General features: G+C 63.7%; 8 protein-coding genes and 1 pseudogene. 6 read left to right on the top strand and 3 right to left on the bottom strand.

Going from position 1 to position 6,660, the window contains the following annotated elements:
* The 4 genes and pseudogenes from IC66_RS0110370 to IC66_RS0110390 all read left to right on the top strand — a co-directional run.
* Positions 1-244: pseudogene (locus IC66_RS0110370) on the top strand (alpha/beta hydrolase); the annotation flags it as partial.
* 152 nt (positions 245-396) lie between these two features.
* Positions 397-1,620 (top strand): ABC transporter substrate-binding protein, encoded by a 1,224-nt coding sequence (locus IC66_RS0110375; RefSeq protein WP_028140023.1) that lies wholly within the window; start codon positions 397-399, stop codon positions 1,618-1,620.
* Positions 1,621-2,087: 467 nt separating this feature from the next.
* Entirely contained in the window at positions 2,088-2,714 is a 627-nt protein-coding gene (locus IC66_RS0110385; protein WP_028140021.1) for a LysE family translocator, read from the top strand.
* A gap of 30 nt (positions 2,715-2,744) precedes the next feature.
* Complete coding sequence (locus IC66_RS0110390) at positions 2,745-3,836, top strand: enolase C-terminal domain-like protein (RefSeq protein ID WP_038947567.1); 1,092 nt, start codon at positions 2,745-2,747, stop codon at positions 3,834-3,836.
* 8 nt (positions 3,837-3,844) lie between these two features.
* Here IC66_RS0110390 and IC66_RS0110395 read toward each other — a convergent pair whose 3' ends face one another.
* The gene (locus IC66_RS0110395) at positions 3,845-4,267 is read right to left on the bottom strand and encodes a RidA family protein (protein ID WP_018316149.1); all 423 of its coding nucleotides are present in this window, start codon (positions 4,265-4,267) and stop codon (positions 3,845-3,847) included.
* A gap of 205 nt (positions 4,268-4,472) precedes the next feature.
* Between IC66_RS0110395 and IC66_RS0110400 the strand changes: the two genes are divergently transcribed.
* The gene (locus IC66_RS0110400; protein WP_028140019.1) at positions 4,473-4,940 is read left to right on the top strand and encodes an NUDIX hydrolase; all 468 of its coding nucleotides are present in this window, start codon (positions 4,473-4,475) and stop codon (positions 4,938-4,940) included.
* Between the two features lie 28 nt (positions 4,941-4,968).
* Here the strand turns inward: IC66_RS0110400 and IC66_RS0110405 are convergent, their stop codons facing one another.
* Positions 4,969-5,517: a DUF488 domain-containing protein gene (locus IC66_RS0110405; RefSeq protein ID WP_028140018.1), complete on the bottom strand. Its 549-nt coding sequence runs from the start codon at positions 5,515-5,517 to the stop codon at positions 4,969-4,971.
* Between the two features lie 32 nt (positions 5,518-5,549).
* On the bottom strand, positions 5,550-5,777 hold the full coding sequence (locus IC66_RS0110410) for a DUF2945 domain-containing protein (protein ID WP_038947568.1): 228 nt from the start codon (positions 5,775-5,777) through the stop codon (positions 5,550-5,552).
* A 413-nt stretch (positions 5,778-6,190) separates the two neighbouring features.
* On the opposite strand from IC66_RS0110410, the gene IC66_RS48225 reads away from it, so the two are divergent.
* Positions 6,191-6,505 carry a hypothetical protein gene (locus tag IC66_RS48225; RefSeq protein WP_240536477.1) on the top strand — a complete coding sequence of 105 codons (315 nt, stop codon included), beginning with the start codon at positions 6,191-6,193 and terminating at the stop codon, positions 6,503-6,505.
* Positions 6,506-6,660: the final 155 nt, after the last annotated feature.

Consider the following 6,660-nt stretch of genomic DNA (forward strand, 5'->3'; position numbering starts at 1 on the left):
CGGCATCCTCAATGTCGATGTGCCGATCGTGCTGGCCTGGGCCGCGGACGATTCCCCTGGCCTCGTGACGCAGGGCGAGACCTTGAAGAAGACGCTCTGCGGCGCCGGCCACTGTCCGCGCAGCGCGCTGCTGCGCAGTCGCGACGGCATCGCGAGCGCCTTTGGCCTGGATGGCTCCGGCGACAGCCTCGCCGAACCGACCCTGCTGCTGGTGCATCAGCTGGAAGCGCGGGGGCTGCCGTAGCGGCGTGTCAGCACGCCTGCCACTTCGTACGGGCCTGCGCTGTATTGAAGCGGGCTGCCAGGCCACACGATTGCCAAACGCCTGATCTAGATCAACTCGCCTTGGTGCGGACTGAGCCGACCTCGTTGGGGGCCAACGACAAGGTGTCGAGCATGCGCGTCACCGGCAGACTGCTGTTCGTTTTGATCGCCGCACTCGGATCGCTTGGCGCGATGTCCGAGCAACGCCCAGACCAACCCACAAGCGACAAGGAAATCCGCATCGGCAATGTCATGCCGTATTCGGGAGCGCTCTCTGAATTCGGCGCGATCGGTCAGGCGGAGGCCGCCTATTTCGACATGGTCAACGCGCGCGGCGGCATCAATGGCCGCAAGATCCGCTTCATCACGCGCGACGACAATTCCGATCCGTCGACCGCACTGGAGCTGACGCGCAATCTGGTCGAGAAGGACGACGTGCACCTGATGTTCGGATCGTTCGGCACGCCCGGCAATCTCGCCACCCGCTGGTATCTGAACGAGAAGAAGGTGCCGCAGCTTTTCGTCGCCTCCGGCGACGAGGAGCTGAGCCAGGCCAGGGCTTTCCCCTGGACCATGGGCTGGCAGCCGTCGATCCGGTCGGAGGGGCGCATCTACGCCAACTACATTCAGGCCTATTATCCCAGGAAGAAGATCGTCGTGCTCTGGCAGAACGACCAGTTCGGACGCATGCTCTACAAGGGAATCCAGGACGGACTTGGCGATCTGAACCGCCATGTCCTCGTCGACATCGCCTTCGACATCGGCGACGAGCACCTCGACGGGCACGTCTCGATCCTCAAACGCGCGGGTGCCGATATCTTCGTCTTTCTCGGCGTGCCGTCGACGGCATCCAAGGTGATCAGGCTCGCGGCTTCGCTCAACTGGCGCCCGGTCTTCATCGTCAACGATACCTCCGCCTCGATCGCCAATGCGATGGCGCCCGCGGGCCTGGAGAATTCGGCCGGCGTGATCTCGGCCGCCTTCCTGAAGGACCCCAGCGACCCCGCCTGGAAAGACGATCCTGCCATGAGGGAATGGTTCGCCTTCATGGACAAGTACCATCAGGTCGAAAGCACCAACAACAGCGCAGCGGTCTACGGCTACGCCGCGGCCGAGGCGTTGACGCAGGTGCTGAAGCAATGCGGCGACGACCTGTCACGCGAGAACATCATGCGTCAGGCGGCTTCGCTGAGGGGTTACAACCCCTCCGTCGCGCTGCCCAACATCAGGATGAATACCTCGCCGAACAACTATCTGCCGATCAGGCAGATGCGGCTGGTGCAGTTCGACGGGCGGTCGTGGCAGCCCTTTGGGGATGTGATCGAGACGGCGTTCACGGAGGGGGCGGCGAGGTGAGGCCCACCTGAACGCTGTCCAGCGGATGGATAGGTAACAAAACAGACCGGATGGATGGGTAACAGTCGTTCATGATCTGGTCGGCTGCGGCGCGGCGCTGGCGCTGCGCCGCAGCTTGCGCGTTTTCTGGTCGATGATGCCGATCGGTACGTCGAGAAGCGCACTTGCCAGGATCCGTCTTCGGTCTCCTCGACGGCAACGGCTCCACCAACGAGAGCGCTGCAAATGTGAATGAGCTCGCCTCGCCATTTGATCTCGCCGTTGGAGCGAACCTGGCGCACCGCGGCTTCGGCCGGATAATCCGGCTCGGGAAGCCGCGTCGTTCAGCGTCGTCGACCGAATAGGGAATCACCTCGCGGCTGATGGAGACAGCTCTGAGAACCAGGAGCCTATGCCGCATCGAGGACTTGCATTGAAAGACCGGGTCTGGCTGGTTTGAGCTCCTGACAATCAGACCGGAACTCACCATGATCCAGTTCGACACGTTGCTGACTTATATCGCGGTGGTTCTCGGCCTCTTTCTCATTCCGGGTCCCGCCGTCCTCTTGGTGCTCGGGCGCGCGTCTGTGGGCGGGCATCGCGTCGGAATTGCCACCGGTCTTGGCATCGCTACTGGAGACCTGCTTCACACCGCGATGGCTACGCTCGGATTGTCGGCGGTGCTGATGACCTCGGCTCTCGCCTTCAGCCTGGTGAAGTACGCCGGCGCTGCCTACCTCATATATCTTGGCATCCGCGCGTTTATGGAAAGAGGCGAGGATATCAAGTTGGCGCAGTCGCGTTTGGTCGACGCGTCGCTCGCCTTCCGGCAGGCCGTGCTGGCCGAACTGCTCAACCCGAAGACGGCGCTCTTCTTCCTGGCCTTTCTCCCACAGTTCGTACATTCCGAGAAGGGCTCCGTCGTTGCCCAGCTTGCAATTCTTGGCCTCATCTTCGTCATCATGAGCGCGATCTACACCGCGTTGATCGCACTTGTTGCCGGACAAGTCGCTGGCTGGCTCACCCGTCATCGCAGCATCGGCCGCTGGCAGGGCCGCGTCATCGGGGCGATCTACCTGGGTCTTGGCGTTCGCATGGCCTTGCAGCAAAAGTAGCCGATCGTTCCATCCCGCCCGGAGAGATTCATGACCGAGACCATCCGCATCCAACGCTTCCATGCGCGGCCCGTGATCGTGCCGATGAGCCTGCCGCTGCAGACCTCGACCGGCGCTGTCGCCAGGGCCCCGCTGGTGCTGATCGACTGCGAGACCGACCAGGGCGCTCGCGGGCACGCCTATCTGTTCTCGATCACGCCATCGGCCTTGAAGCCGCTGACGGCGATGGTCACGGAAATGTCAGACTTGCTTGCCGGCGACGAGCTGCTGCCGGTCGAGATCGAGCGCAAGCTGACCCAGCGCTTCACCCTGCTTGGCCTCGCCGGCCTGCAGCGGCTGGCGCAATCCGGCATCGACATGGCGGCCTGGGACGCGCTCGCCCGCAGCAAGGGCCTGCCGCTGGCACGGCTTCTCGGCGGCGCGCCGAAGCCGGTCAAGGCCTACAATTCGAAGGGGCTCGGCATCATGCCGGCGGGCGCCGCCGTCGAGGAGGCGCACAAGCTGCTGGCCGAGGGGTTTCAGGCCGCCAAGATCCGCGTCGGCCGGCCCGATGCGCGGGAGGATCTCGCCGTCGTCCGCGCGGTGAGAAAGGCCGTCGGCGACGAGGTGACGCTGATGTGCGACTACAACCAGGCACTGACGGTGACCGAAGCCATCCGCCGCGGCGAGATGCTCGACGACGAGGGCTTGAGCTGGATCGAGGAGCCGATCCGCCACGACGATTATGCCGGCTGCGCCCGCATTGCCGACGCACTGCATACGCCCGTCCAGATCGGCGAGAATTTTGACAGCGCCTTTTCGATGCAAACAGCGTTCTCGGCGGAGGCCTGCGACTACGTGATGCCCGACGTGCAGCGCATCGGCGGCGTCACCGGCTGGCTGCGCGCCGCCTCGCTCGCCCATGCCGCCGGCATCGAGATGTCGACGCATCTGTTCTCGGAAGTCAGCGCGCATCTGCTCTGCGTGACGCCGACCGCGCACTGGCTGGAATATGTCGATTGGGCCGACGCGGTGCTTTCGACGCGACTGAAGATCAAGGACGGCTTTGCGCTGCCGAGCGAGGAGCCCGGCAACGGGATTGCGTGGGACGAGGCGGCAGTTGCCAAATATCTCGTTGAATAGGCTGCTTGCTATGACCGAACAGCGGCAATCATGTTCAGCTCGACCGGCGCCCCTCGCGGCAACTCGGCGACACCGACGGACGTCCGCGTATGACGACCGCGCTCGCCGAGGCGTTCGATCAGCCGATCGGAGGCACCGTTCATGACTTGCGACTGCTGGGTAAATCCAGGTGCCGAAGCGACGTATCCAACGAGCTGCAGGACCTGGACGATCCGGTCCTCTCCGCCTGTGGCGTGATTGATGGCGGAAATGCAGAGATCGGCGCAAAGGGCTGCAGCTTCTTGTGCGGCCGCGATATCGACGCCTGCTCCGACCTTGCCCACATACAGCAGGTCTTCGCCGCGACGCGGCAGCTGGCCACTGACATAAGCGAGTCCACCATGGATGATCACCGGCAAATAGTTGCCGCCGGGCTTGTTCACGCTGCTCATCTCAATAGCCTGCCTTTGCTTCACATCCGGCGAAGCGACGCATTTCGCCGCACGCCATAACTCGATCGCACCGGCTCCCCGCCGTGGTGGATAACCGGACAATGGCAGGCGGCGAGTCATGGATCAAGGCTGCGAAGCCTCATCCGGCCCGACAGAGCTCGCCCCACGCATTGCACCACGGCGGCGCGCGCGATAACGATCCGCTATGACCATTTGGCGCCCGCATCCCCACATCCGCGTCGTCGCGATCGGCCTGCACTGGCGGGACGGGCGCCTGCTGGCGGCCGAAATTCGCGACGATGCCGGGCGGATCAAGGGTGTTCGGCCGCTCGGCGGCGAGATCGAATTCGGCGAAAGCTGGCGCACTGCGCTGATGCGCGAGTTCAACGAGGAGCTCGGCATCGACGTCACCATCACAAGCGAGCCGTTGGTGCTGGAGAACATTTTCATGCACGAGGACGCAACCGGGCACGAGGTGATGTTCATCTGCGAGGTGGAGTTTCCCGACGGCGCCTTCGCCGACCGGGATCGCCTCGACTTCCTCGAGGACAATGGAGAGCAGATCGTCGCGCGCTGGTTCGACCTTGCCGACCTCGACGTGGACGGCGGACCGAGCCTTTATCCGGCCGGGTTGAAGGATGTGCTGCTCCAACCGGCGAGCCAGCCCGATTGACGGCGTTGGCTAGCTCCACGCCGGGGATTTACGCGATTGGCTGATTTTCCGCCGGGTAGACCAGACGCTCTTCGGGAACGCCCCGCGCAGCCGGATTCATCTCGGCCTCTTTGACCTGCCCCGGCCCCAGAATGTGAAACACCGTCTCGCCCGCCGCGAGCAAGTAATCGGTGATGATCCGACGGTGACATCGCCACCACAATGTTTCCGCGCACATGATGGCGCAGCGCTGCACCTGCCCGACGGCGCGCAAATGTGCGAGCCCTTCGTGAAAGGCCGCGCCCATCGCGTGGTCGGCGTAATTGTGAAAGCTGACGTTCTGCCAGAAGGCGTTGGTCTCGCGCGGCACCTCGCGCTTGCGGCTGCGCAGGCCGCCGAGCGAGGCAATGTGCTCGTAGCCGATCGAAGCAGCCGCGAGCGATTGCGGCAGGGTCTCGCGATTGTACTGCGGGTTGGTACGGGAGCGGGGCACGGTCCGAACGTCAGCCACGAAGGTGACCGCGCTGCCCTGCAACAATTCGACGAATTCCTCGATCGATCGTGTGGCGTGGCCGATGGTGAAGAACGGATGAGCCATGGTGACACCTCGACCGCCCGGCTCGCGGGCCGTCAGCTTTTCAACGACCGCAATGCGCGGCCCTTGTGCAGGGCGACGTGATCGGTCTTGTCGCTCCTGATCTCGTACTGCGGATCGTCAGGCGTAGCGTGATGGACGTAGCCCTTGTAATCGACCTCGGCGGTGTGCACGCGCAGGATATGGCCGCGCACCCGGCCGGCCTCGGAATTCCAGCTGACGTGGTCGCCGACGGCAAACCTTTTTCCGGGGTTCTTGGACATGGCGGATCAATGCGCGGCAGCACCGGCCTGTTCCAGGGGGCAGCCCCCGACCGCGCGAGCGCAGGCTAAATCCCTGCGGCAATCCACCAAGGCGTGGGCAACGAAGACGTGATGCAGCGGCGACCGCGGATCGCGCGATCCTGAAAGGTCGGCGAGGCGATTGATGATATGACGATCAACATTCAAAACCAGAGGTCACCATGCCCCCTTCCGAGATGTCTCGAGGCTCCATCAGGCCGCGGCCCTTTGCGCGATGTCGTCGTCGTGCTGCGGCAGCGACCGCAGCGCTGCTCCTCGCCGCAGCGTTCTGGCCAGCAGGAGGCGCGCAAGCTGCCGCAAATGACGCGGAGGCACGAAACATCTTCGAAAAATTCATCGCCGCGCAGAATGCGCATGATGCGGACGATGTGAAGATGATGCTCTGGAATTCGCCCGGCACACTGTTGTTTGCGAGAGGCATCGAGACGAGAGGCCGCGATGCGGTCGCCACCCGATTCAAGGCGTATTACGAGGGCACCTGGCACCTCGAGCCCAACATGTCGGAATTCCACGTTGCGGTGATCTCGAACGAGGTGATGCAGATCCTCGTTCCCATCGTTTTCACACGCGGCCTTCCGGGCAAGCCGTCGCAACAAAATACGTTTCTGATCAGCCAGACCTACGTTCAGGATGCGACCGGCTGGCACGTCGCCTCCATCCTGCCGGTGGCGAACACGGAACTGAAGTGATGGCTGGGATGGGCCTCTGGAGGGGCATCCCTGATTGCGCTTCGCTCCATCCCGGCTACGGGCTGTCCAGGGAAACCGAGCAAGCCGCGCCAGTCCGTCTCCGCTCTTCGAGCTACGCCGGACACGCTTCGCATGGAGATCGTGGCTTGCCGAGC

The sequence above is a fragment of the Bradyrhizobium genomosp. III genome, assembly GCF_000261705.1.
In the GTDB taxonomy this organism is placed as follows: Bacteria; Pseudomonadota; Alphaproteobacteria; order Rhizobiales; family Xanthobacteraceae; genus Bradyrhizobium; species Bradyrhizobium ottawaense.